Source organism: Granulicella sp. 5B5, assembly GCF_014083945.1.
Classification (GTDB): domain Bacteria; phylum Acidobacteriota; class Terriglobia; order Terriglobales; family Acidobacteriaceae; genus Granulicella.
In genome coordinates, this window is record NZ_CP046444.1 from 3,817,128 (window position 1) to 3,841,872 (window position 24,745).

Sequence of the window (24,745 nt, forward strand, 5' to 3'; positions counted from 1 at the left end):
CGTTGCGTGTTTAGCGGAAATGGATGAGGTAGAACGCCATTCCTATACCCGCGATGGCGAGGGTAAGAGCAAGTGCGACGGCAGTGCGCGAGATTCTGCCGGGCTGCCATGTGCCTGTGGCCAGCTCCCGTGTGATGCGGATGTGGCTGATGACTGCGGCAATGTTCACGATGACGCCGAGTGCGACCAGTGCGACTCCTGTGATGAGGGAGTGTGTGGTCGAGATTTGCGCGGCAGGGTGTTGAGTGGCTGTGAACTCGCGGAGAAAAAGCCCGAAGCGGCTTACGGCGAAGCCGACGCCCATTAGACCGAGACCAGTGCGTATCCAGGCGAGGAAGGTGCGCTCGGCTGCGAAGTAGATGCGCGGGTCTTGCTCGGCAGGCTTATCCATGATGGGTTTGATGCTAGCGCATCAGTAGCGGGGGATGTGCGGGTCGATGAGGCGGGACCATGCGTCGATGCCGCCGGCGATGGACTGCGCCTTGTCGAAGCCCTGATTCCGCAGCCAAGCGGTGACGGAGAGTGAACGCGCGCCGTGGTGGCAGAGGACGAGGATGGGAGCCTCGTCGTTGAGCTCCTGGTGGGCGCGGCCGGGGATTTCGTTCATAGGGATGAGGGTGGCGCCGTCGATGCCGGCGGTGGCTACTTCCCATGGCTCGCGGACGTCGAGGAGGAGCGGTGGGTGCTCGGCGGCGAGGAGAGTGCGGGCTTGGTCTACGGTGATCTCGAAGTCCATCAGGCAGTTGCTCCGTGGCACTTTTTGTATTTTTTGCCGGAGCCGCAAAAGCAGGGATCGTTGCGGCCGATCTCGTTGGTGGTGCGGCGTTGAGCGGTGGCTGTGGCGGTGCCGCCGGCGTGGCGGGCGGCTTCGAGGTCACGCTGCTTGCTGCGCTGGAACTCGCGTTCTAGGGCGTCGATGGTGGTTTTGGGCGAGGCCGTGGGGACGGAGGGCGGCGGGGGCGCATTGTTGTAGCTGTTTGAGGGGCCGATGCCCGCAGATTCTGCTGTGATGCCGGGAGCGCCTGAGGGCGGCAGCGGCATGTTGCGCTGCGCCATGGCGCGGAGAGCGGCGAGCTGTTCGAGGGTCTCGATGGGCTGCTGGTCCGGGCCGAGGATCTGCATGCGGAAGAGGTTGCGGCAGGTGTCCTCCTGGAAGCGGAGCATCATCTGCTCGAACATGATGAAGGACTCCTTCTTGTACTCGACGAGGGGATCGACCTGGGCGTAGCCGCGGAGGCCGATGCCCTCCTTGAGGTGATCCATGTTGAGAAGGTGGTCCTTCCAAAGGCCGTCGAGGACGGAGAGCATGACGACGCGCTCGTGGTAGCGCATGTTGGGCTCGCCAAGAATCTGCTCCTTGACGTCGTAACGCTGCTTGAGGAGATCGAAGATGGCGTCGCCGAGTTCGTGGCGGGAGAGCTCTTCGTAGTTGAACGGGGCACCGGCTTCCAGATCTGCGGAGCCGCTGGGGATCTTGAGGCCGAAGATCTCGAAGACTTCGGTGCTGAGGCCGGCGGTGTTCCAGTTCTGTGGGAGGGCCTTCTCGGGAACGAACTCATCGAGGATGTTGGAGAGGATGGTGGAGACGTAGTCTTCGGTGATGAGCTCTTTCTGGGCGACGCCCTCCATAAGCTGGCGGCGGAGGGAGTAGACGGCCTCACGCTGCTTGTTCATGACGTCGTCGTACTCGAGGACGTGTTTGCGGGACTCGAAGTTTTGCGACTCGACAGCCTTTTGCGCGCCTTCGATGCGCTTGGAGATCATGCGGCTCTCAATGGGCACACCTTCTTCCATGCCGAGGGACTGCAGCAGACCGGAGACCCAGTCGCGGGCGAAGATGCGCATGAGGTCGTCTTCGAGCGAGAGGAAGAAGCGCGACGAACCGGGGTCGCCCTGACGTCCGGCGCGGCCGCGGAGCTGGTTGTCGACGCGGCGTGACTCGTGGCGCTCGGTGCCGAGGATGTGCAGACCACCGGCTTCGATGACGGCGTCGTGCTCTACCTTGGTGGCGGCTTCGTGCTTGGCGATGGCCTCGTCCCACTGCTGCTGCGGAAGCTCGAACTCCTGCGACTGGTACATGAAGCGGACGAAGCCCGCGGGCGCGACGGGCGAGATGGCACCTTCGGCAGGTGAGATGGCGCGGGCGAGGTTGCGCTTGACGATGTCCTGGCGGGCCATGAACTCAGCGTTGCCGCCGAGGAGGATGTCGGTGCCGCGACCTGCCATGTTGGTGGCGATGGTGACCATGCCGAGGCGGCCTGCCTGCGCGACGATCTCGGCTTCGCGCTCATGGAACTTGGCGTTGAGCACGACGTGGCGGACGCCCTTCTTCTGCAGGATGCCGGAGAGCAGCTCGGACTTTTCAATCGACGTGGTGCCGACGAGGACAGGCTGCCTGGAGGCGTGCAGGCGTTCGATCTCATCGGCGACGGCGAGGTATTTTTCTTTCGCGGTACGGTAGACGACGTCGGGGTTTTCGATGCGGAGCATCTTGCGGTTGGTGGGGATGACGACGATGTCGAGATTGTAGATGGAGCCGAACTCGGTGGCCTCTGTCTCGGCGGTGCCGGTCATGCCGGAGAGCTTCTTGTAGAGACGGAAGTAGTTCTGGAAGGTGATGGTGGCGAGCGTCTGGTCTTCCTTGCGGATCTGGACGCCCTCCTTGGCTTCGACAGCCTGGTGGAGGCCATCGGACCAGCGGCGACCGGGCATCAGGCGGCCGGTGAACTCGTCGACGATGATGATCTCGCCGTCCTTGACGACGTACTCGACGTCGCGCTTGTAGAGGGCGTGGGCCTTGGTGGCGACTTCGATGTGGTGCTTCCAGTCCCAGTTTTCGGGGTCGGCGATGTTGCCGATGCCGAGGAGCTTTTCAATCTTCTCCCAGCCCTCATCGGTGATGGTGATGGCACGGGCCTTCTCGTCGATGACGTAGTCGCCGGACCAGGTCTTGGTCTCAAGGGTCTCGATGAGCTCGCCCTCTTCGAGTTGCGGGATGATGAGGTTGGCGGCGGCGTACTTGTCGGTGGTCTTTTCGGTGGGGCCGGAGATGATGAGCGGGGTGCGGGCCTCGTCGATAAGGATGGAGTCGACCTCGTCGACGATGCAGTAGTACTGGCCGCGCTGGACCTGCTGGGCGAGCTCGAACTTCATGTTGTCGCGGAGGTAGTCGAAGCCGAACTCGTTGTTGGTGCCGTAGGTGATGTCGGAGTTGTAGGCCTCGTGGCGCTGTTCGTCGGAGAGGTCATGCACGATAACGCCGACGGTGAGGCCGAGGAAGCCGTAGATCTTGCCCATCCACTCGGCGTCGCGCTTGGCGAGGTAGTCGTTGACGGTGACGACGTGGACGCCGTGGCCGGCGAGCGCATTCAGGTAACAAGGAAGCGTGGCGACGAGGGTCTTGCCTTCACCGGTCTTCATCTCGGCGATGTTGCCGGAGTGGAGGACCATGCCGCCGATCATCTGGACGTCGAAGTGGCGCATGCCGACGACGCGCTTGCCGGCTTCGCGGACGACGGCAAAGGCTTCGGGCAGCAGATCGTCGAGCGCCTGCCTTTCCGCAGCGGCGATGGCTTCGGTGTCGGCGGGGTCGATACCGACGAGGGCTTCGGCGATGCGGGCGCGGAACTCGACGGTTTTGGCGGCGAGTTGCTCGTCGGTCAGGGCCTCGAGCGCGGGCTCGAAGCTGGCGATCTTGGCGAGGTTCGGCATCAGGCGCTTGACGGCGCGTTCGCTGGTGGAGCCGAAGATTTTGTCATACGCTTTGTCGATAAACATAGGAGGTTCCTTTGGCGGTGGCGCGGGAGCCTGTGGCCCGTGGCGCGGTGCGAAGCAGAGAGCAGCTGAAGAAGGACGGACGCGGCAGCCGGGAAGGTTAGAGTCCGGAGCCGGAGACGCTGTGGCGCGCGATGCTGTGCGCGGCCGGGGGACGGAGCGTCCAGACAGAGCTGAGGCGGGCGTAGTCGGCGGTGTTGAGCGCGACGGTGTGAAGCTGCGCGTCGCGGCCAGCGAGTGGCGCGATGCCGGCCGAATCGACATGATCCTGCCCGAGGAGGACAGCGATGCCCTGGCTGCGGAGATAGGCGTCCGGCGTGCGCAGGCTTGCGTTCTCCGCGACGCCAAGGCAGGCGAGGAGCAGCAGCAGCGAGGCGAGGTGCTGGGCGCGAATCCGCATTACAACCATTTTAGACGATGCAGAGCGCAGGTGCGGTGGATGGCCTGTTTAGTTGGCGGAGGGCGGTTGCACGTGGTCGATGACCAGCGTGTCGACGGGGCCGCGCGTGGCGACGAGCTTGAGGCCGAGTTGGTCCTGCATGGCGGTGAAGAGGGGTGGTGACGGGGCGTCGGGTGAGGCGACGGGGACCTCGCCGCCGAACTGGGTCTCATCGGGAGCCCACTCGAGGTCGAAGTCGTAGCGTGCGGTGAGGCCGGTCTTGTCGACGACGGGGCGGTCGAGCAGAGCGCGCTGCATCATGGAGACGAAGTCGTGCATGGTGGCGTTGCGCGCGGGCAGGTGGATCTTCTGGGGGTAGACGGTGCTGATGAGCTGCGGCGGGTCGTCGGGCGGCTCGGTGGCGGGCTTGAGCTTGGGGCCGCCTTTGGCGACCTGGAGCTCGTAGATGGAGAAGTCCTTGGGCTCGCGGTGGAAGGTGAGGCTGAAGCGGTCGGTGAGCAGCTTGCGGAGCATGGTCATCTGCTCGTCGTGGCTGGGTTGGATGTCGCCGGGAGTGATGGCTTCGATGTCGTAGTGGTCGGACTCGACCCAGGACGGGCCGCCGGAGATGGTGCGCGGGTTGAGGTTGTAGGCCGCGGCGATCATCAGCTTGAGTGTGTAGGCCTGGGCGATCCAGCGGTGCGGGCCCTTCATGATGATGAAGCGGCCACGCTCGGCGTTCATGTCCGTGGCCTTGATGGTGGCGACGTCGAAGGCGTTGAACTTGGGGCGTGGTGAAGGCACAGGAGACTGCGCGCTGAGACCGGTGACACAGAGAAGAGTTGCGAGCGCTGCCAGATGCCGGATCATCGTGGGGACCTCGATAGTGCTTGTGGATGATTGGACATCAGATGGAGCGAATTGTCATCAGTCGGTCGGTTTGAGGTAGCCGGCGAGCGGGGAGGGGAAGTTGCGGATGGCCTCCGCGACGGCCTCGGCGTTCATCTCGGCGCCCTCGGCGTTAGTGTGCGTGTGGTCCTTGGGGAAGAGCAGCGCAGTCTTTTCAGGGCCGAGGGCTTCGAAGCGGTCGGCGGCGAGGGTGGCCATGTCGATGACGGGGACGTGCTGGTCGGCACCGAGCTGGTACTCGAAGTCGCGGTAGCCCATGTCGCGCTCGATGTGTGGGTTGCCGGCGGAGTCGGGCTTCCAGATGTTGCGGATGGTGACGGTGAGCAGGATGGGTGTCGCGCCCTTGGCGCGCGCGTCCGCGATGTACTTGCGGATGTACCAGCCGTAGGTGTGGACGGTTTCGGTGGTGAGGCCAGCGAGCGGGCCAATGGTGACGGGCCGGGTGATGGGGACGTCGACGGAGTCGTCGCCGAGACCCTTGAGGCTGCTGCGGCGTTTGGTGTCGTGGAGGACGCTGTCGGGGGTGCCAGCGCCGTCGTTGTGGCCCATCTGGATGAGGACATAGTCGCCGGACTTCATCTCGGCGAGCACGGCAGCCCAGTGGCCTTCGGCATAGTACGAACGTGAGGAGCGGCCTGCGATGGCGCGGTTGGCGACGTTGATGCGGGTTGTGTCGAAGAGGTGCGCGAAGTGGTCGCCCCAGCCGAGGTCAGCGTTATTGCGGGCGGTGGAGTCGCCGACGACGAAGACAGTGGGCAGGGCTGGGTTGAGCGGGGCGTCGTGGTGGACGGCGGTCTGCTCGGGAGTGAGGGGCGCGGGCGGGAGCTGCTGGGCGTGGAGAAGAGGTGCGAGTGCGAATAGAAATAAAGTGTGGATTGAAATAAGGCGTCGCATGGGCGTAAGGGTACACCCTGACAGGTAGGATGTGGGAGTGAAATCGTGACAGATTCAGGGACCGATGGAGGCAGTGCATGAAGTGGTTGCAGAGAATAGTGGTGTTAGTTGTTGGCGTGATGTCCGCAGCAGCCGTAGCGCAGCAGGCGGCATGGACAGTGAAGCCGGAGTGGGTGCGGGCGCATGAGGAGTTTCTGGCGAGCGATGCGATGCAGGGCCGCGGCAGCGCGACGCATGATGAAGAGGTGACGGCAACGTATGTTGCGAGCGAGTTTATTGGCTATGGGCTGAAGACGGCGCCGGGGATGTCGGGGTACATCCAGAGCGCGGAGGTGATTGCGCCGGAACTGGATGGGCATGCGACGGTGACAGTGGGCGGTGTGACGTTGGACGAGGGGAAGGATTTTGACTTGCTGATCTCGCCGGGCAAGCCGGCAGAAGGCAAGCTGATAACGGTTGCGGTAGGCGACCTGAAATCGGCGAAGGTGGAACGCGGTGCGGCGGTGCTGGTGACGGGCGCGGCTGATCCAGATGCGGCGCTTGGGGCGTACTCGGCGCTGCGGCGCAAGGGGGCGAACGTTGTGCTGCTGGTGCAGACGCCGGGCACAGACAACCTGATGGGCATGCTGGGTGGAAAGACGCGGACGCGGATTCGGTTGGCGGAGGACACCGCGCCTCGTGGGGGCGCGACGGTTGTTTTGTTGCGGACTGAGGCTGCGAAGCGGTTGTCGACCGTAGAGGGCGAGACGGTGAAGGTGGCCGTGAAGGAGCTGCCTGCAACGAAGCCTCGGTTGACCTACAACGCGATTGGGTATCTGCCGGGCAGCGATCCGAATGCCGGGACGATTCTGCTGACGGCTCACCTGGACCATCTAGGGATTGGGAGGCCGGTGAATGGCGATGCGCTCTACAACGGCGCCAATGATGATGCTGCAGGGACGACGGCGGTGCTGGAACTGGCCCATGCGCTGGCGTCGGGTCCGCGATTGAAGCGGAGCGTGCTGTTTGTCTGCTACGGTAGCGAGGAGATTGGCGAGCTGGGATCGACGTACTTTGGCGAGCATCCGCCGGTACCGCTGAAGGACCTGGTGACGAACCTGGAGTTCGAGATGATCGGCAACCAGGACCCGAAGATGCCGAAGGGTGTGCTGCTGTTGACGGGCTGGGAGCGCAGCAATCTTGGGCCGACGCTGAAGGCGCATGGTGCGCTGCTGGGGCCGGACCCTTATCCTGAACAGCATTTCTTTGAGCGCAGCGATAACTATGCGCTGGCGCTGAAGGGCGTTGTGGCGCATACGGCTGCCGGCTGGGGAACGCCGCCGACCTACCATCAGCCAGATGACGACCTGGCGCACCTGGACCTGCCATTTATGACGGCCGCGATCCAGAGTTTGGTTGAGCCGTTGCGCTGGCTGGCGGACAGCGACTTCAAGCCGGAGTGGAACCCCGGGGGGAAGCCTTCGCGTTAAGTAAAGGAGGCATAGCTCGCGGGCGTAGTAGGATGAGCGAAACTCCCCGGGAGACATGCCTTGGCCGCAAGCGAAGCTGTTGCTGAGATGAGACCGCTGGAAGCCGCGTTGCGCAAGGCTCGATGGCGGCTGCTGCCGCTGCTCTCCATTTGTTACCTGGTGGCGTATATGGACCGCGCGAACATCAGCTTCGCGGCGGACACCATGAGCCGTGACCTGGGGTTTACGCCGAAGATCTATGGGCTGGGCGCTGGACTGTTCTTTGTGAGCTATGCGCTGTGCGAGGTGCCTTCGAACAAACTGCTGTTGCGGTTTGGGGCGCGGCGGTGGCTGGCGCGGATCATGCTGACGTGGGGCGTGCTGGCGGCGGCGATGATGTTTGTGCATACGTCGGCGAGCTTTTATGGCATGCGTCTGCTGCTGGGCGTTGCGGAGGCAGGGTACTTTCCGGGAGTGGTGTACTACCTGTCGCAGTGGTTTCCTCCGGTAGAGAGGGCGAGGGCGCTGAGCCGGTTCTATGTGGCGTTTCCGTTGAGCAGTGTGGTGATGGGGGCCGTGGCGGGAGCGCTTTTGCGATTGAATGGACGGCTGCATCTGCATGGCTGGCAGTGGCTGTTCCTGGTGGAAGGGGTGCCGGCTGTGGTGCTGAGCGTTGCGTTATGGAAGTGGCTGCCAGATGGGCCTCGCGAGGCGGCATGGCTGGAGATCGAGGAGCGTGAGGCGCTGGAGGCCGCTCTCCATGCAGGTGGAATGTACTTGTCGCATGGAAGTGCGGAGGGGGCGCTGGGGCGTGTGCTACGGGACTCTCGGTTGTGGGTATTGGGAACGTTCTACTTCTTTGCGCTGGGGACGAGTTATGCGCTGTCGTTCTTTTTGCCTTCGTTGCTGGGGGCGCTGACGCAGTGGCCGGCGGGACAGGTGGGGTGGCTGATCTCGCTGGGCGGTGTGGTGTCGGCTGGGGCGATGTTGCTATTCGCGGTGAGCTCCGACCGCACAGGAGAGAGGCGTTGGCATGTTGCGGGCGCTGTGCTGGCGATGGGAGGACTTTTGCTGGCGGCCGGTTTGCATATGGAGGGGAGCTTCGCCGCGGCTGCGCTGCTGTTGACGGCGGTGGCGTACTCCGCCATGCAGGGGCCGCTGTTGGCGCTGGCTACGACACTGGTTCCGGGCGTAGATGGGGCGCTGTTCATTGCCGCGTTCAACACGTTTGGGATTATCGGCGGGTTTGTGGGGCCTTACTGGATGGGTTGGATGCGGGAGCTGACGGGCGGGTATGCTGTGGGCATAGGCCTGTTGTGCGTGCCGTGCGTTGTGGCGGGCGGCTGCATCCTGTGGCTGACGCGTGAGCGCTCTGCCTTGCAGGCCTGAGAGGATTTTGTGATGAGTGAATTGGCAATTAGGTTTGCGAAGGCGAATGGAGCACGGTTTGTTGAAGAGCTGAAGGCTTTGTTGCGGATACCGTCGGTTTCGACGGCTCCGGAGCACGTGGACGATGTGCGCAAGGCGGCGGAGTTTGTGGCCGAGGGGTTGCGCGCGGCAGGGCTGGAGAATGTGCGGCTGATCGAGACGAGCACGGCGGAGCGGACGGGGCATCCACTGGTATATGCGGACTGGCTGCATCTGGAAGGCAAGCCGACTGTGCTGCTCTATGGGCACTATGATGTGCAGCCGGCGGAGCCGCTGGATGAGTGGAAGTCGCCGCCGTTTGAGCCGACCGAGCGCGATGGGAACATCTATGCTCGCGGCGCCGTGGACGATAAGGGCCAGATGTGGATGCATGTGAAGGCGCTGGAGTCGTTGATGAAGAATGGCGGGCTGCCGGTGAATGTACGCGTGATTGTGGAGGGCGAAGAAGAGGTTGGTGGGGAGGGCATCGCTACGTTTGTGCGTGAACACGGCGACCAGCTGAAGGCCGATGCGGCGCTGGTTTCCGACACGGAGATGTTTGCGCCGGAGCTGCCGACGCTGTGTGTGGGGCTGCGCGGGATGATCTATACCGAGTTGGAGGTGAAGGGCGCGGCGACGGACCTGCATAGCGGCATGTATGGTGGCGCGGCTCCGAACCCGTTTGTGGCACTGGCGCAGATCATTGCGAAGCTGAAGGATGAGGATGGGCATATCTCGATACCGGGCTTCTATGACGGGATTGAAGTGCCGACGGCGGAAGAGCTGGCGGCGTGGAAGACGCTGCCGTTCAATGAGGAAGAGTATCGCTCGCACGAGGTGGGGTCGACGGAGCTGACCGGCGAGTCGCAGTACAGCGTGCTGGAGCGGACGTGGTCGCGGCCGACGATGGATGTGCATGGGATGCCGGGCGGGTTCATCGGCGCGGGCGCGAAGACGGTGATTCCGGCGAAGGCTATGGCGAAGATCAGCTTCCGGCTGGTGCCGGGGATGAAACCGGAGGCGACATTTGCGAAGTACAAGGCGTTTGTGGAGTCGATCGCGCCGAAGGGGACGCAGGTGAACGTGCGGATGATCCACTCGGGCGAACCGATTGTGGTGAGTACGGACAATGTTTATATTCGCGCGGCGAAGGCGGCGATGGGTGAGGTCTTCGGCAAGGAGACAGTGTTTGTGCGTGGCGGTGGGTCGATTCCGATTGTGGGCGATTTTGTGCGGGAACTGGGTATCCCGACGGTAATGATGGGGTTCGGGCTGCCGGACGATAATCTGCATGCGCCGAATGAGAAGTTCCATCTGGCGAATTTTCATCGTGGGATCGAGTCGATTGTGAGGTTTCTCGGCAAGGTGGGCGCGTAACGATGGAACGCTTGCCAATCCATGGGTTTGTGCTGGCGGGTGGGAATAGCTCACGGATGGGGCAGGACAAGGCGCTGCTTCGATTTCGTGGGCAGCCGATGGTTGAGATTGCTGTGGAGAAGTTGAAAGGGCTCTGCGCAGAAGTGGGGATTGCGGGAAACCGCGAAGACCTGACGAGGTATGCACCGGTTGTGTCGGAGTCGCGGATGAATATAGGGCCTGCCGCAGGTGTTGAGGCTGGACTTCTCAATGCTCGGCAGCCGTGGGTCCTGTTTATGCCGGTGGATGTGCCGATGGTGCCCGGAGAACTCTTGCAATTATGGGTGGATGAGGCGCTACGGGTTAAGATGAGCGTAAGTTATCTGGGTATCCTCGGTAAGCAGCCGCCATTCTGCCTTCTGCAACGTGAGCGGCAAGCCTCCTTTTCAAGGCTGCTGGACGAAGGTGAGCGCCGTTTGGAAGTACTACTGAATCGCACGGCGGAAGCTGATGGTTATGCGTCCTGGATGTACGATGAACGCGACCTGTATGGCTATCCAGACTACCGCGGCCCCGATGAGGCTACGCTTGCGCGGTGGTTCGCAAACGTGAATACGCCTGAGGATCTTGCCGAGGCAGAGCGCCACGTGGACGCACTGGACCGATAAGAGTTGCGCAGCTTTCAGCAGATTGAGGCATCCTAAGAACTGCATGAGCGAGATGGAGAAGAAGTTCCCGGAACCTGACCCTTCGGATGCCGACGAATCGGTGAAGTCGCTGCTCGATGACGTGACGGCGGATGTGGCGCCGACAGTGGAAGAGTTTATGACCGAGGCGGCCGAAGCCAATGAGGCTGAGGTGGAGGCCGTTGAGCAGGATGCCGCGGTGCAGTCCGGGGGTGGGCTGGAGGCTTCGTCGTTTGCGGCGCCTACGGTGGCGCCTTACATCGCGTTTGAAGATGTTTCAAAGTCGTTTGGCGATTTTGTAGTGCTGAACGATGTGAGTTTTTTCGTCAATCCCGGGGAGACGCTATGCATTCTAGGACGCAGCGGGGTGGGGAAGTCGGTTTCCTTGCAGATACTGATGGGTTTTTTGAAGCCGGATAGCGGAACAGTACTTGTAGCTGGACAAGACATTGCTGGGCTAAGCGAGCGCGAGATGCAGCTGGTGCGGCACAAGGTAACGATGGTCTTTCAGAATGGGGCTCTGTTCGATTCGATCACTGTGGGCGAGAACGTGGCCTTCCCGCTGCGCGAGCGGGGAGACATGCAGGAGGACCAGATCCTGCAGATTGTGCGGGGTTTGCTGGAGATGGTGGGCGTAGCGGGGATGGAGAACATGCTGCCGTCGGACCTGTCGACGGGAATGAAACGGTCGGTGGCGATTGCCCGTGCGCTGGCATCTCAGCCGGCGGCGGTGCTGTACGACGAGCCGACGACGATGGTGGACCCTCTGATGGGCCACCTTCTAGGAGACCTGATCCAGCGCCTGAAGACACAACTGCACCTAACGAGCATTGTTGTGACGCATGACATGCGGTTTGCTGAAAAGCTCGCCGACCGGGTGGTTTTTCTACACGAGGGCAGGGCGCGGTTCTTTGGCACAACAGAGCAGATGCGCCAAACCGATGACCCTGTGCTGCTCGAGTTCCTGACGCTGGATGAGTTGGTTTTGCCAGGAACTATATCGTCATCGTCTTAGAGTTAGATCAGAGTTCGTACAGTGCAGCGATAATTTCCCTTGGCACCGTCGATAAAGTGGAAGTCACCTTCCGGGAAGGCGTAGACTGAAATCAGCTTAGAAAACATATCTATTCTGCGTGTAGGCCTATTCGCAATCTGCTCCTGAGAAGTGGCTATGACAATTCCCGACTACCTGGAACAAGTTGTGGTATCTGGCTATGGGCGATCCAAGGCCGGAGCGGCTTCGAGGCACGGAGGACTTGCCGCGCGCTCATCCACTACTGCACTCCTGTGGGCTGCGCTGGACTATCTCTGCGCGATGGTTGCAGGGCTGATCGCGTTTTGCATCCGCCAAAGAGCATATGTTGCCTCGTTGCACCCCAGACTGTTCGACCAGTTCTGGGTGAGCATCCCTCTCATCTCTGTGATCTATGTGCTGTTGTTCGGGCTATACCTGGTGGTGTTCGCGCGAATCTATGGGCTGTACCGGGCTGCCGATCACCGCAGTGGACTGAACGAGCAGCGGATGACGATCCAGGCGGTTCTGACGGCGGGATTGCTGCTGTGCGGAACACTGTATCTGGCCCATGCGTATGCAGTCTCACGTATCGTGGTGGCTTTGACGCTGCTGCTGACAATGACGGCGATGATGGGGCGCAGGGCGATCTCGCGCAAGGTGCGTGAGCGGCGATTTCTGGAAGGCCGCGAGGTGCGCAATGTCCTGATTGTGGGTGAAGGGCGCGTTGCCAATGCTTTGCGTAACCATCTGCAGTCACTGCCTTACATGGGATTCCGCTTCAAGGGCTTTGTGTCGGTGGGGGATGATGCTCCGATCAGTGACGCTGAGTCGGAGGTGGTGTGCAACCTGGAGAATTGCGTTGGTGTCGGAAGGTCGCTCTTTGTCGACGAGATTTACTTCACGGCGTCGGTGCCGAAAGAGAAGGTGATCGCGATAGTCGAGGAGGCGCGGACAAACGGCATCGATGTACGTGTCGTGCCTGACCTGTATGACGGACTGGCCTGGAATGCCCCTGTGGAATATGTCGGTCAGTTTCCGACCATCCCTCTGCATTGGAAGGATTTCCCGCAGGGCGCGTTTGTGCTGAAGCGGGTCATCGACATCATCGTTTGCTGCGTGGCGCTAGTGTTGTGCGCGCCCCTGATGCTGGTGATCGCGTTACTGATCAAAATGGATTCTCCGGGACCGGTTTTATACCGTGCGCAGCGGGTGGGACGCAAAGGACGCACGTTTACCTGCTACAAGTTCCGTACGATGGTGGACAAGGCCGAGAAGCTGCGAGGCGGCCTGGAGCATCGCAATGAGCGGGACAGCATCCTGTTCAAGATCAGCGATGATCCGCGCATTACGACGATGGGGGCCTGGCTGCGGAAGTACTCGCTCGATGAACTGCCGCAGTTTCTGAATGTGCTGGCGGGCGATATGAGCATCGTTGGGCCGCGGCCACCGCTGGCGACTGAGGTTGAACGCTATGACCTATCGCACCTGCGCCGCCTGGATGTGCTGCCCGGTATGACGGGCCTGTGGCAGGTGGAGGCGCGGCAGGACCCATCGTTCGATGCGTATATCTCGCTGGACACAGCCTACGTGGAGAACTGGAGCCTGATGCTCGATCTGCGCATCCTTGCGCGGACGGTGGGCGCAGTGTTCAGCGGCACCGGCAGCTAAGAGGGCGCGGTGGAAGGCGATCTGTTCGTAATCCGTTAGACTGGATGGGTGCGGATCGCGCTGGCGCAAATCAATCCAACGGTTGGAGACTTCGCGGGGAACCTCGCGCTGATCTCGGGGTATGTCGAGCGGGCAGCGGCGCAGGCCGCCGAACTGGTGATCTTTCCTGAACTGGCGACATGCGGGTATCCGCCAGCGGACCTTCTTGAGAAGGAATCGTTTGTAGCGCAGGCGGAGGCGACGCTGGTCGCTGTCGCGGAGCTGACGCGCGGTGAGGGGCGGCCGGCGATTCTGTGCGGTTCGCCGATGCGTTGCGAGAACGTGCGCGGAAAGCATGTGCGAAACGTAGCGGCTCTGCTGGCGGACGGGGCGGTGCATGCGGTGCAACAGAAGATGCTGCTGCCGTTCTATGACGTGTTTGACGAACAGCGGTACTTTGAGCCAGGGCATGAGCAGTCGCTGAGTGTCGTGAAAGGGCATGCTGTCGCCGTGACGGTCTGCGAGGACGCGTGGAATGACAAGATGTTCTGGCCTCGGCAGCTTTACCCGGTGGACCCGGTAGAGGAACTGATGCGGCAGTGGGCGGTGTTGCCGCAGCCGTTGAGCGGGCATCGGCTGATCCTGAATATCTCGGCTTCACCCTACTGGCATGACAAGATTGCGGTGCGACAGAAGATGCTGGGTGCACTGGCGAAGCGGCATCGCGCGACGATTGTGATGGTGAACCAGGTTGGCGCGAATGACAGCCTGGTGTTCGATGGCAGCTCACTGGTGGTGGGGCCGGATGGCGAGGTGCTGGCGCAGGCGAAGAGCTTTGCGGAGGACCTGTTGATCGTCGATACAACGGCCCCTGATAAGTTGCTGGTGCCGCCATCACAGGATGAGGTTGCGCTGACCTGGCAGGCGCTGGTGCTGGGCACGCGGGACTATCTGCGGAAGTGCGGATTCAAGAAGGCGATTGTCGGACTGAGCGGCGGGATCGATTCGGCGCTGGTGGCTGCGATTGCGGTGGAAGCGCTGGGCGCAGAGAATGTGCAGGGCGTCGGGATGCCGAGCGAGTTCTCGTCGAGCGGTTCGGTGAGCGATGCGGAGAAGCTGGCAGCGAACCTTGGGATTGCGTTCTCGATTGTACCGATCAGGGAGATCTATACACGATTTACTGGGGCATTGGAGCCGTTCTTTGAGGGCACGGCGTTTGGGCTGGCGGAGGAGAACCTGCAGCCGCGTATTCGTGGGAGCCTGCTGATGGCGCTCTCGAACAAGACTGGCGCGCTGGTGCTGACGACGGGCAACAAGAGCGAGATGGCCTGCGGCTATTGCACTCTCTATGGAGACATGGTGGGTGCGTTGGCGGTGATTGCGGACGTGTACAAGACCGAGGTTTATGCGCTGAGCCGGTATGTGAACCGTGAGCGCGAGATCATACCGGAGGACACGCTGACCAAGCCGCCGTCGGCGGAGTTGCGGCCGGGGCAGAAGGACACGGACTCGCTGCCGCCGTATGATGTGCTGGACCCCATTTTGCGTGCGTATGTGGAGGAGTATGCCTCGGCAGAGGAGATTGTAGAGGCGCAGGGCGTTGACCTTGCACTGGTGCGGCGCGTCATTCGGTTAGTGGAGATCAGCGAGTACAAGCGGCAGCAGGCCGCTCCGGTGCTGAAGGTGTCAAGGAAGTCGTTTGGCATGGGGAGACGGTTTCCCATTGCGGCCAGGCGTTAGCGATAGACAGTTCGAGATGATGAATAAGAAGGGTTGGAGAATGACGATAACGATGAAGCAGTGGCTGCCGGCAGCGGCGTTGACCATGATGATCGCCGGTGCGACGGCCGTGTTGGCGCAGGCCCCGGCGAGTGAACCGCAGGCGCCGAAGCCGCAAGGGCCGGTTGTGGCTACGAACGAGTTTCCGCCCGTGAACCCAAAGAACTTTACGGCGGCTTCGCCCACGGCCGCTGAGGTGAACTCGTTCCTGAAATCGATCTGGGGTTATGACGGGAACCGTGCTTGGGAGGTGGCGGCGATTTTGAAGACGCAGGCGCCGGGGGTGTCGAAGGTGGTAGTGTTCGTGAGTGAGGCTGGGCAGGCCGGCGGGCCGAAGACGACGGTGTTCTTCACCACGCCGGACGGCAAGCATGCGATCGCTGACCAGGTGATCGACTTCGGCGCGAAGCCGTTCGAGGCGAACCGCGAAACACTGGTAACTCGTGCGAACGGCGCGGCAAAGGGCGCAACCAGCAAGGACCTGGAGCTCGTGGAGTTCGCCGACCTGGAGTGCCCGCACTGCAAGGAGGCGCAGGGCACGATGGCGCAGCTGGCGAAGGACTTTCCTGAGGCCCGGATCGTGTTTGAGAACTATCCGATTGCGGAGATCCATCCGTTTGCGTATCGTGCAGCGGCGGAGGGCGTTTGCGTGCGCAAGGCCAAGGGTGATGCAGCGTTCTTCACGTATGCGTCGACCGTGTATGACAAGCAGGCCGGGCTGACGAAGGAGTCTGTGGATGCGACGCTGGCGGCTGCGGTGACGGCTGCGGGCGCCGACCCGAATGCTGTAGCAGCGTGTGCGAACGATGCTGCGACCAAGCAGGACGTGGATGCGTCGATCCAGCTGGGCAAGGACGTTGGAGTGGACCAGACGCCGCTGCTGTTCGTGAACGGCCATGCTCTGCCGATCACGGCGCTGCCTTACGAGACGCTGAAGAAGATCGTCATCTTCCAGGCTGGGCAGGACGGCATCTCGGTGCATCCGCCGCCGACGCTGACCTCGTTGCAGTAGGAGTGGCGATGAGGATTGCTGTGTGGTCTCCGCACCGTGACGATGCGGGGTTTTCGCTGGGACTGGCTATCGAAGCGTGGCTGCTGTTGGGCCACGCTGTCGAAGTTGTAAACGTGTTTACGCGGACCGAGCATGCGCCGTACTCGGATGCGGAGTCGCTGCATCCGAATGACCGGGCTTCATTTGCAAGCGCGGTACGCAAGCGCGAGGACGAGGCCTGGGTGAAGCTGTATGCCGGTTTGCCAGGGCGGGGAAAGCTCACCCTGGCCGATGTTGGGCTGAAGGATGCTCCGCTGCGGCTGCACTGCGCTGAAGATGACGTGTTGCACCGCGAGCCTGTTTTATCCGACAAGGTGATGCAGAAGGTGCAGCGCGCGATGGCGCAAGGGCGGGCGGAGGCGGTGGTGCTGCCGCTGGGGGTGGGTGGTCATGTGGACCACCTGACGACGCGGCTGGCTGCGCTGCCACCCGATGCCGGCAACGTGCCGCTGGCGTTCTATGAGGACCTGCCGTATGCCGCGCAGGCTCCCGATGCTGTAGAGGCAGCGGTGCAGGCGAGCGCGCTGGCGGCGGGCGTTCCACTGCAGAGCTGTTTTGCCGAGGAGGCGCGACCGGTGGATGCTGCTGTAACCCGGAAACGGCGGTTGGCGCTTTGCTATGACTCGCAGATTGAGGATGCGACGGCTGAGGCGATTGCGGCGTTCTGTGGGCAGTACGACGGGCGCGAGCGGTTGTGGGTGAATGCTGCCTGGCTGGCGGCGATTGCGGCGAAGTGATCGGGTGGGTGGGAGCCTGGCACCCCACCCCTCCCCCCGGATACTTTTTGATTGAAAATCCTGAGGCGTTGAGGGCTAGAAGCGGACTTGTGAAGGTCTGATCCCCTGGTGTCAAAAGCAAAGGCAAAAGCGGGAACGCAGAGGGCGCAATAGGGTTAGCTCGTCTTCAATTGCTCTAGTTTTAGTGTATCGGTGGTGTCAATAGCAGACGCAGGTAAGCGGCGCAGGATGAGTCGTTGCGGAGAGATTGTTCATGGAATTGAGGAGGTGATGGAGGCGCGGGTCGGGATCGAACCGACGCATAAAGGTTTTGCAGACCTCTCCCTTACCACTTGGGTACCGCGCCCCTGGGGCGATCGCCGATCTCTCCGGGCGCAGAGAACGCCAACGTCAGCTATGAGAGGTCTCGCTGAAGAAGAGAAGGATTGGAGCGGGAGACCGGGGTCGAACCGGCGACATCTTCCTTGGCAAGGAAGCACTCTACCACTGAGCTACTCCCGCCCTGCCACTTACAAAGTATAGCGAGGCTGCAACGGAATTGCAACGTGGGGAGGGGCGGTTCTCCACAAGAGAAGTTGAAAGGGAAAGGGATACACGACAGGGCATTTACTGAGCGGAGATGGTGTGGACGGCGGCGAGGGCTTTGCTTTCGATGTGCAGGCGGCCGGTGCGGACGACGTGCGGGGTGATGGTGATGAGAAGTTCGTCGGTGTCGACCTCCTTGTCCTTGTCGGTGCCCTGGAAGCCGGGGAGTTCGCTGAGGCCGGGGACGCCGTCGATGGAGCGGATCTCGCTTTTGGAGACGAGGGAGGCGAGCATGACGGTTTTGCCGGGGGGGATAGTGACCGTGGAGGTCATGGCGCGGTTGTCGAGGATGGGGATGTTATCGAGCGATGTGCCGCCGAGGGCTTCCAACTTGAGGTCGAACTTCACGGTGACGTCGCCGCCGTGCTGTACGGTGGGCGTCATCTTGAGGGTCAGGCCGAGGTCTTCAAACTGGAACTCCGGCGTGGAGGCGGTGGCGCCGCCGAGGTACTGCGAGAGAAGGCTGGCCACGCTGGTGCCGTTGACGTTAAGCCCAGAGAGCGCACTGCTGACGCCGGAGCTGTAGGTGCCGGTAATGACGGGGTAGCGCGAGCCGGCGCGGAAGGTGGCCTCCTGGCCGCTGCTACCGCGCAGTTGCACGGCGTCGAGCAGGCGGGAGTCGGTGGCGTTGAGGGCGAACTGGAAGCTGCTGTTGGAGCCGAGGTAGAGACCCGCGTAGGTGAGGCCACCACCGAAGGTGCCGACGAAGTTTGTAAACTGCGTGGTGCTGACGGCGCCTGAGGCGACGAGGAATTCGATCTCCGTGATGATGTTTTGCAGTGGGTTGCCGTTGAGCACAAGCAGGCCGGAGGAGATAGCCTGGGAGAGCAGGCTGGCGTTGGAGCTGAGAAGGGAGTCGGCCTCGCTGATGACGCTGAAGGCACCGACAGAGCTGGGAAGAACGGCACCGATATTGTTGGTTTTGGAGGTGCTGACCTCGTAGAGATTGACGTCGAAGAGGACATCGTTGCCGCCGTCAAGCATGTCCGCAAAGGTGGCGTTGACGAGGCGGAGAGAGGGCTCGTCGCCGCGCAGGAGCATGAAGCCGTCGGTGGAGCTGGCAGTGACCTGCTTGAGGTCGAAGACATTACGGGCGAGATTAGCGAGCTCGGTCATCTGGTCCTGCGAGTAGCCGGGCAGGTAGACGGTCTCTTCGATCTGGGGCTGGAACTCCTGGCGGTTGTCGGGGCTGTCCTTGACGATGAGGACGAGGTTCGGCTGCACAGGGACGGCGAAGGTGTGTGTCATCTGGAGCGCGATACGTGTCGCGTCGTCGAAGGTGACGTTGTCGAGATCGAGCGTGGCGGAGCTGCCTTGGACCGAAGGGTCGAAGGTGGTGCGGATGCCGAAGTCCTGATAAACGCGGGTGAGGATGCTACGAGTGGCGGCTTGGAGATGGAAGTTTTTGGTGCCACGGGCGGCATCGAGCTTGATGGGGCCGCCGAGCATGGAAGCGAGTTCGTCGGCGGGCACAGGGCCGGTAGGATGAACGGGTTTTGCGGCACTGCCGAAGTGCTGCGCGACGATGGGGTTGTCGGGGTCGAACTTGCGGGCTTCGGTGAGGAGGGCCTCGGACTTGGCGGTGTCGCCAGCCTGCTCGGCTGCGGCGGCCTCGCGAACGAGCTGGGTGGCGCGGCCGCCTTTGGCGACGAGTAGCGCGAGGACGTAGTCGCGATTGCCGGGGTTGAGCCTGGCGGCGAGGGCAAAATGGTCGACGGCGGCGGAGAGGTCCTTGTGCTGGACCTGCTTGAGGCCTTCGAGATAGGCATCGTTGGCGTCGCTGGCCTGCTTGGGCGTGATCTGCGGATAGGCGGGCGAATCGGTAGGCGCAGCAGGCGTGGCGAGCGGCGTCGGAGGGAGAGCACCTGCTGGGACGCTGGTGGGGGAGTCGGCCGGGGTGGTCTGGGCACGCGCTGGCAGGCACGCGGCGGTGAGCGCGCATGCTAGTCCGAAGACGAGCGCGCGGAGCTTCCCAGGCGACCGGGGCCAGCGTGGCTGAGGGATGCAGAGCATCATCTGTGATGTTAGACGAAAGGGCAGGGCGAAGGTCGGCTTGCGCAGACGCTCAGCGGCCGCTGGAGACGATCTGCAGACCGGGCCGGTCGGGACGCACGGAGCGGACCGGACGACGCATGCCCTGGCGGATCTGCACGGAGTCAAGTCCAAGCTCGGCGAGCGTACGACTGAGCGTGTTGCGGTGCATGTTCAACTCTTCGGCTGCTTTGCACTGGTTGCCGCGATGGCGTGAGAGGACTTCAAGGATATAGCGCTTCTTAAACTCGCGGACTGCATCCGCGTAGGAGACGCCTTGGGAGTACATCTGGAGGACGAGATTGTCGAGATCGCGTTTCAAATCGCGGGGCATCCTTACGGGAGAACTTGTAACGCCATTGTGCGACGAAGCAGGTGGTTTGATCCAGCCGCTGTTTTTGTGCTTTGTGTCAGAAGACTTGAGGCCTATGTATGCGGTCGAGTCCGTTTGCTAGACGTGACCGCAGGTCAGAGGGCATGACGAAGGATACAGCATGATCGGCCTGAAAAAAATACGGAGCGAGGGTAGAAGTTTTAACCCATGTCGCGGATGGAACAAATGCGGTAACGGCCAAAAGTAACACGACCGCGAAGAGCGCGCCGCGGAGCAGGCCGAAGAGTGCGCCGCCGAGGCGGTCAAAAAAGCCGAGGCCGACGGCGGAGGCTGTGCGGCTCAACAACTTACCGAGCAACGCGGCGAGAATGACGACAGCGAAGAGGATAAGCAGGAAGGCGATGAGGCCGCGGAGCGCCGGGTTTGCGGCGAAGGTGCGGAAGTGCCAGGCAAGGGCGCGGTAGTTCCAGCAGGCGATCAGAAAACCGGTGATGAGGCCGGCGAGGGCGAAGGCTTCGCGCACGAAGCCGCGCATGAAAGCCCGCAGTACGGACCAGACGAGGACCGCGGCAAGGAGCCAGTCGAGCGGGTTCATGGTGGAGAGAAGCGATGGCATGGGAACACCTACGCTCTCGATGATCGCGGTTGAAACGGGCAGCGGCAAGTGGCTATGCAGTTACCACTGCCGAAGAAACTACGCTGCGCTGCGGTTGTCGCGGCCCGCATTGCGGCCACGGTCGCGGCCGCCGAGTGAGACGCTGACGATCTTGGAGACGCCGGGCTCCTGCATGGTGACGCCGTACATCACATCGGCCTGCTCCATAGTGCGCTTGGAGTGGGTGATGACGACAAACTGCGTGTCCTGCGACATCTCCGCGATGAGGCGTGCGAAGCGGCCGACGTTGGTCTCGTCGAGCGGTGCATCGACTTCGTCGAGCACGCAGAAGGGCGCAGGCTGGAACTGGAAGATGCCGACGAGCAGCGAGAGGGCGGTCAGGGCCTTCTCACCACCGGAGAGCAGGAGCACGTTCTGGAGCTTCTTGCCCGGCGGCGAGGCGATGATGTCGATGCCGCTCATGTCGGAGCTCTTGCCGGTGACCTCGTCGACGTCGGTGAGCCGCATGAAGGCCTGGCCGCCGCCGAAGAGCTTGGTGAAGGTGTTGGAGAAGTTCTCGTTGATGACCTTGTAGGCCTCGTCGAACTTGACGCGGGAGACGTCGTCGATCTCCTTGATGGACTGCTGGGTGTTCTCGATGGATTCGAGGAGATCCTTGCGCTGGGCTTCGAGGAAGGTATGACGCTCGGCGGTCTCGGTGTACTCCTCGAGGGCCATCATGTTGACGGGACCCATGGCTTCGAGGCGCTGCTTGAGGGCGCGCGAGGCCTCTTCTTCAGCGACGAGGGCTTCGCCTTCAATGCGTGCGATGCCGGCGTCTTCGCGGAGGACGACGGGTTCGACGGAGAGGTCATTGACGCAGGTGGCCTCAAGGTGTTCGAGGTCGGAGGTGAGCTTGGCGGCGCGGGCTGTGAGCGCCGCGCGCTGCTCGCGGAGGGCCTCCGTCTCGTGGCGCAGGGTGCGGAGCTTTGTATCGAGCTCGGCCATGGCGGCGCGCAGGGTGCTGGCCTCGGTGGAGAGCGTTTCGCCTTCGGCGATGGCCTGGGCGCGCATCTCGGTCAGCTCGTTGTGCTTCAGCGCGAGCTCGGAGGTCTCCTCTTCGCGGCGCTGCTTTTCCGAGGCGGCGGAGGTGAGTTGCGATTCGAGCTGCGTGATGCGCTGCGACTGGCTCTCGAAGAGGCGGTTGGTCTGTTCGAAGTTGGCGTTGGCGTTGCGGCGGCGTTCTTCAAGGCCTGCAAGCGCAGCGGCGGCGGCGCTGGCTGCGGTCTGCAGCTCCTCGCGAGTAAGGCGCAGCGAGACGATTTTTTCGGTGAGGTCCGAGACCTGCTGCTCGATGGCGGCGCGTTCGGCTTCGAACTTCGCGGCGTCCTCGCGCTTGCGGGCGATGAGGTCGAGACGCTGTTGGCGCTGGTCGTTGTTGCGGTTCTGCGCGATCTGCCACTGCTGCAGGCGGCTCTCGATGCGGGTGACCTCCTGCTCCATCTGGCGCAGGGCAGCACCGGAGTTGGCGCTCTCGCGTTCCGCATCGCGGCGCTCGTGGTTCTTGGACTCGACGGTTTGGTTGTGCTCGGCGATCTCGCGGGCGAGCGTGGCTGTGGTCTGCTCCGTCTGCGCAAGTTCGGTTTCGACGCTCTGAAGCTTTGTCTGCAACTCGCCGAGCTCGTGGTTCAGTGCCATCGGGCCTTGCCCACCTGCTGTCTTGCCGCCAGTAACGGTCAGATGCTGGAACGTCTCACCGCTTGGAGCCAGAAAGAAGCCTTGTGGGTACTCTGCTGCCAGTTTACGGGCGGTCGCTGCATCTGGCGCGATGAAACCATCGCGGAGCTTAGGCAGAAGGGTTTCGAGCGAGCGGCCAAAGCCCCTATTTGCGCGCACGCAGTCACGCAGGGCAATCACGCCTGCCGGTTGGATCGCCGCGCTCGCCTCCGGCATCTGCACTGGAGCGCCATCGGGATGAACAAGGAATGTCGCTCGTCCGGCCACATCTTTTTGAAGCTTCAGCACGCCTTCGTCGGCTGCATCCCAGCTCTGCACGACGACGTAGTTCAGCTCTTCGCGCAGGTACTCGTCCATGAGAGCGCCGTACTTCTCGTCCACTTCGAGAAAATCAGCCAGCGTGCCGAGAGGAGCGTGGCCGTTTTGCAGCTTCTTGAGAAGGTTCTTCACCGTGTCAGGCGAATAGCTATGCTCGCGGATAAGTGCCTCAATCGAATTTCTACGGCCTGCCAGGGAAGCCTGCTGTGTACGCAACTCGTCGCCGCGACGGCGCGACTGCGTCTCCGCGATGCGCTTGCTGTCGAGGGTCTGGCGAAGCTCGCTGATCTCAGTTTCGAGCCGCTTGAGGCGCGCAGTGACGTCTTCAAAGGAGATCTGGAGCTGGCCGCGCTGCTGGCCGAGCAGTTCGAGTTCGCCGCGCGCGGTCTGTGATTCGGCGACGAGGCGTTCGTTCTCGCGGTCGAGGCCGGCGAGAGCGGCTTCTGCCTGCGTGCTCTCGTTGTTGGCCTGCCCGGCGCGCTGCATGGCCTGCATAGCGGTGCGGCGATGGTTTTCTGCCAAGGCTTCGGCGGCGAGCACGTTGCGGGTGGCCTCGTGCGCCTGCGCCTGCTGTGCGTTGGCGGCCTCGCGCGCGCCGGTGGATTCCGTTGTGGCGCTCTCGAGGAAGCTGCGGTGCTGCTCGCGTTCGCTGGCCAGCGTTTCGAGCTGGCCGCGGGCCTGGGCGAGGTCGTCGTTGCCGGTGGCGATGCGCTGGGTGAGTTCCGCAACGCGGTCGGCGTTGGAGGCGGTGCGCGCGACGATGCGTTCGAGTTCAACGGCGCTGGCATTGGCGCGGGAACCGGCATCGCGGATCTGGCCGTCAAGTTCGTAGCCGCGGGCGACGCCGGCGGAGTGCTCGGCATCCATGGTCTCAAGCTGCGCGGCCTGTGCGTCGATCAGCGCGCCGAGACGCTCGATCTCCGCGGTGGCTGCGGACTTCTCGGCGTCCATCTGCGTGAGGCGGCTGGCGAGTACGACGCGGAGCTTGGCCCGCAGTTCGTCGCGCAGGGCACCGTAGCGCTCGGCCTTGGAGGCCTGGCGCTTGAGGACGCCCATCTGACGGGTGACCTCGTCGAAGATGTCGTTCACGCGCGAAAGATTTTGTTTGGCGGACTCGAGACGGAGCTCGGCGAGGCGCTTCTTGGTCTTGAAGCGGGTGATGCCGGCGGCCTCTTCGATGATGCTGCGGCGGTCGAGCGGCTTGGAGCTGAGGAGCTGTCCGATGCGCTCCTGGCCGATAATGGCATAGGTCTCGCCGCCGAGGCCGGTGCCCATGAAGATGTCCTGAATATCGCGCAGGCGGCAGATCTTGCCGTTGAGCAGGTACTCGGAGTCGCCGGAGCGGAAGAGACGGCGGGTGATGGTGATCTCACCGGCTCGGACGGGCGCGCGGCCGAACTTCCGGCGGCGGATCTTGAGGACGACGTTGTTCTCGGGCGCGAGCTCGGCGGAGGCGTCGGCTTCGGGTGCGGCCTCGCCGGGAGCGGGCTTCTTAGGCTTTACCTCGGCCTCGTAGGTAGTGCCGGGCTGGGCTTCGATGACGGCGTCGTCGGTCTCCTGCGCGGCTTCTGCACGGACGGCGGACTCATCCCAGTCGGAGAGCGAGTCGATGGGTGTAGGGGCTTCATGCTCGACTACAGGTTCTTCACCCTCGGCGAGAGTGTTGCCATCGTAGACCTCGGGATCGACGAGGGTCAGCGAAACCTCAGCCATGCCTGTGGGCTTGCGGTCGCGTGTGCCGGCGAAGATGACGTCCTCCATCTTGATGCCGCGCAGGGATTTGGCGGACTGCTCGCCGAGGACCCAGGTGATGGCGTCGGAGATATTGGACTTGCCGCAGCCGTTGGGACCGACGATGGCAGCGATGCCTTCACCCGCGAGCTGCACTTCGGTGCGGTCGCAGAAGGACTTGAAGCCGAGGATCTGGACTTTTTTTAGCTTGAGCAAGGAGGCATGACCTTTTCCGCACGAGTGTTCGCAGACGCGGGGTAGCGGCTGCTTAGGTCGAATCGTAAGCGGTGGTGGAGGGTGAATCAACCCGAATTCAGCCCGGATTGTGGATA

Annotated in this window: 19 protein-coding genes and 2 tRNA genes; 9 read left to right on the forward strand and 12 right to left on the reverse strand. The window is 62.6% G+C overall.

Annotated features, from left to right (window positions below):
• Window positions 1-10 precede the first annotated feature (10 nt).
• The 6 genes from GOB94_RS16140 to GOB94_RS16165 all read right to left on the reverse strand — a co-directional run bounded on the left by GOB94_RS16140 (window position 11) and on the right by GOB94_RS16165 (window position 5,956).
• Window positions 11-391, reverse strand: coding sequence for a DUF202 domain-containing protein (locus GOB94_RS16140; RefSeq protein WP_182276852.1), 381 nt, complete (start codon window positions 389-391; stop codon window positions 11-13).
• Between the two features lie 21 nt (window positions 392-412).
• A complete protein-coding gene (locus GOB94_RS16145) occupies window positions 413-736 on the reverse strand; it encodes a rhodanese-like domain-containing protein (RefSeq protein ID WP_182276853.1) in 324 nt (107 codons plus the stop codon).
• Window positions 736-3,777: a preprotein translocase subunit SecA gene (gene secA, locus GOB94_RS16150; protein WP_182276854.1), complete on the reverse strand. Its 3,042-nt coding sequence runs from the start codon at window positions 3,775-3,777 to the stop codon at window positions 736-738. Before secA ends, GOB94_RS16145 begins: the two co-directional genes overlap by 1 nt.
• Window positions 3,778-3,874: 97 nt before the next feature.
• Window positions 3,875-4,183, reverse strand: a complete 309-nt coding sequence (locus GOB94_RS16155) for a hypothetical protein (protein WP_182276855.1) — start codon at window positions 4,181-4,183, stop codon at window positions 3,875-3,877.
• A 39-nt stretch (window positions 4,184-4,222) separates the two neighbouring features.
• Entirely contained in the window at window positions 4,223-5,023 is an 801-nt protein-coding gene (locus GOB94_RS16160; protein ID WP_182276856.1) for a TIGR03435 family protein, read from the reverse strand.
• A 57-nt stretch (window positions 5,024-5,080) separates the two neighbouring features.
• Complete coding sequence (locus GOB94_RS16165; protein WP_182276857.1) at window positions 5,081-5,956, reverse strand: rhamnogalacturonan acetylesterase; 876 nt, start codon at window positions 5,954-5,956, stop codon at window positions 5,081-5,083.
• A gap of 77 nt (window positions 5,957-6,033) precedes the next feature.
• Between GOB94_RS16165 and GOB94_RS16170 the strand changes: the two genes are divergently transcribed.
• The 9 genes from GOB94_RS16170 to GOB94_RS16210 all read left to right on the forward strand — a co-directional run bounded on the left by GOB94_RS16170 (window position 6,034) and on the right by GOB94_RS16210 (window position 17,082).
• The gene (locus GOB94_RS16170) at window positions 6,034-7,425 is read left to right on the forward strand and encodes a M28 family peptidase (RefSeq protein WP_182276858.1); all 1,392 of its coding nucleotides are present in this window, start codon (window positions 6,034-6,036) and stop codon (window positions 7,423-7,425) included.
• Window positions 7,426-7,512: 87 nt separating this feature from the next.
• Window positions 7,513-8,793 carry an MFS transporter gene (locus GOB94_RS16175; protein ID WP_220464959.1) on the forward strand — a complete coding sequence of 427 codons (1,281 nt, stop codon included), beginning with the start codon at window positions 7,513-7,515 and terminating at the stop codon, window positions 8,791-8,793.
• A gap of 12 nt (window positions 8,794-8,805) precedes the next feature.
• A complete protein-coding gene (locus GOB94_RS16180) occupies window positions 8,806-10,188 on the forward strand; it encodes a dipeptidase (RefSeq protein ID WP_182276860.1) in 1,383 nt (460 codons plus the stop codon).
• 2 nt (window positions 10,189-10,190) lie between these two features.
• Window positions 10,191-10,835, forward strand: a complete 645-nt coding sequence (locus tag GOB94_RS16185; protein ID WP_182276861.1) for a molybdenum cofactor guanylyltransferase — start codon at window positions 10,191-10,193, stop codon at window positions 10,833-10,835.
• 52 nt (window positions 10,836-10,887) lie between these two features.
• A complete protein-coding gene (locus GOB94_RS16190; RefSeq protein WP_255484441.1) occupies window positions 10,888-11,868 on the forward strand; it encodes an ATP-binding cassette domain-containing protein in 981 nt (326 codons plus the stop codon).
• 300 nt (window positions 11,869-12,168) lie between these two features.
• Window positions 12,169-13,536: a sugar transferase gene (locus GOB94_RS16195; RefSeq protein WP_255484442.1), complete on the forward strand. Its 1,368-nt coding sequence runs from the start codon at window positions 12,169-12,171 to the stop codon at window positions 13,534-13,536.
• A gap of 48 nt (window positions 13,537-13,584) precedes the next feature.
• Window positions 13,585-15,255 (forward strand): NAD+ synthase, encoded by a 1,671-nt coding sequence (locus tag GOB94_RS16200; protein WP_182276864.1) that lies wholly within the window; start codon window positions 13,585-13,587, stop codon window positions 15,253-15,255.
• Between the two features lie 40 nt (window positions 15,256-15,295).
• On the forward strand, window positions 15,296-16,306 hold the full coding sequence (locus GOB94_RS16205; RefSeq protein ID WP_255484085.1) for a thioredoxin domain-containing protein: 1,011 nt from the start codon (window positions 15,296-15,298) through the stop codon (window positions 16,304-16,306).
• Window positions 16,307-16,314: 8 nt separating this feature from the next.
• A complete protein-coding gene (locus GOB94_RS16210; RefSeq protein WP_182276865.1) occupies window positions 16,315-17,082 on the forward strand; it encodes a PIG-L family deacetylase in 768 nt (255 codons plus the stop codon).
• A gap of 271 nt (window positions 17,083-17,353) precedes the next feature.
• On the opposite strand, the gene GOB94_RS16215 is transcribed toward GOB94_RS16210, so the two are convergent.
• The 6 genes from GOB94_RS16215 to smc all read right to left on the reverse strand — a co-directional run bounded on the left by GOB94_RS16215 (window position 17,354) and on the right by smc (window position 24,629).
• A tRNA-Cys gene (locus GOB94_RS16215) sits at window positions 17,354-17,428 on the reverse strand.
• A gap of 80 nt (window positions 17,429-17,508) precedes the next feature.
• Window positions 17,509-17,583: transfer RNA gene (locus tag GOB94_RS16220), tRNA-Gly, on the reverse strand.
• Between the two features lie 105 nt (window positions 17,584-17,688).
• On the reverse strand, window positions 17,689-19,683 hold the full coding sequence (locus GOB94_RS16225; protein WP_182276866.1) for a type II secretory protein PulD: 1,995 nt from the start codon (window positions 19,681-19,683) through the stop codon (window positions 17,689-17,691).
• Window positions 19,684-19,732: 49 nt separating this feature from the next.
• Complete coding sequence (locus tag GOB94_RS16230; protein WP_182276867.1) at window positions 19,733-20,020, reverse strand: helix-turn-helix domain-containing protein; 288 nt, start codon at window positions 20,018-20,020, stop codon at window positions 19,733-19,735.
• Between the two features lie 88 nt (window positions 20,021-20,108).
• Complete coding sequence (locus GOB94_RS16235) at window positions 20,109-20,648, reverse strand: CvpA family protein (protein ID WP_255484086.1); 540 nt, start codon at window positions 20,646-20,648, stop codon at window positions 20,109-20,111.
• 78 nt (window positions 20,649-20,726) lie between these two features.
• A complete protein-coding gene (gene smc, locus GOB94_RS16240) occupies window positions 20,727-24,629 on the reverse strand; it encodes a chromosome segregation protein SMC (RefSeq protein ID WP_182276868.1) in 3,903 nt (1,300 codons plus the stop codon).
• Between the last annotated feature and the right edge of the window lie 116 nt (window positions 24,630-24,745).